This window comes from Acidovorax sp. HMWF018 (assembly GCF_003061035.1).
Lineage (GTDB): Bacteria > Pseudomonadota > Gammaproteobacteria > Burkholderiales > Burkholderiaceae_C > Acidovorax > Acidovorax delafieldii.
In genome coordinates, this window is sequence record NZ_QAIM01000595.1 from 29,961 (window position 1) to 30,908 (window position 948).

The 948-nt window shown below is 68.4% G+C and carries 1 protein-coding gene; it reads right to left on the bottom strand.

The window, feature by feature from the left end; translation table 11 throughout:
• Nucleotides 1–628 (bottom strand): efflux RND transporter periplasmic adaptor subunit (locus DBR23_RS31800; protein WP_233250743.1); only part of this gene is annotated, 628 nt, incomplete at its 3' end.
• Nucleotides 629–948: the final 320 nt, after the last annotated feature.

A 948-nucleotide genomic window follows, 5' to 3' on the forward strand; every position in this document is an offset into this window, starting at 1 on the left:
CGTCCTGCGCAATGCGCACCACCGGCGCACCGGCCGACACCACCTGGCCCGGCTCGGCATCGATGCCCGTCACGACGCCGGACACGTCGGCCACCAGCGTGGTGTAGGCCGCCTGGTTGCCCTGCGACGACAGCTGCGCGCGCGCCTGGTCCAGCGTGGCCTGGGCCGCCTTGAGCGTGGCCTCGCGGCGTTCCAGCTCGGCACCGCTGATGAAGTTCTGGTCCTTGAGCGCCTGGTAGCGCTTGAGGTCCGCCGCCGCCAGATCACGCTGCGTGGTGGCCGATGCCAGTTGCGCGCGCGCCGCATCAGCCGCCAGCTGGTAGTCCTTGGGGTCCAGTTGCGCCAGCACCTGCCCGGCCTTCACGCGCTGGCCCAGCTCGGCCTGGCGCTGCACGATCTTGCCCGCCACGCGAAAGCCCAGGCGCGACTCCACCCGCGCGCGCACCTCGCCCGAATACTCCAGGCTGGACTGCAGCGCGCCCACGCCCACCGTCATCAGCTTGACGGAGCGCACGGGCTCCTCAGGCGGTGCGGGACGCGAACAGGCGGCCAGCACGGTAGCGGTGGCCAGCACCAGCAAAAGCCTGGAATGCCGTGAAGAGGGCCGCAGGGCGGAGGGTGTGCGCATGGGAAATCCGGTGAAAAAAGAAGGGGCCACAAGGATCAGCAAGCAAGACGCAGGCCGGAGCGCCCGCGCAGCGACAGTACACCAGACACCCGCCAACCAGCCACCCGCAGCCATGCAGGGCGCTTGTGAACAGATGCAGGGGCCAGCCGCCTTGTCCCCCACAGGATTGGTTTTTATGATTACTGACTGACCGGTTAGTAATCTATGAGAAGCCCTTGAGCTTGTCAAGCGACAATCCGGGTGTGAACGACCGTCCCAGCCCCTCTCCCCACCCCGGCGCAGCCTCCGCGCCACAGCCCACTGCGACTGATGCGGTGGCG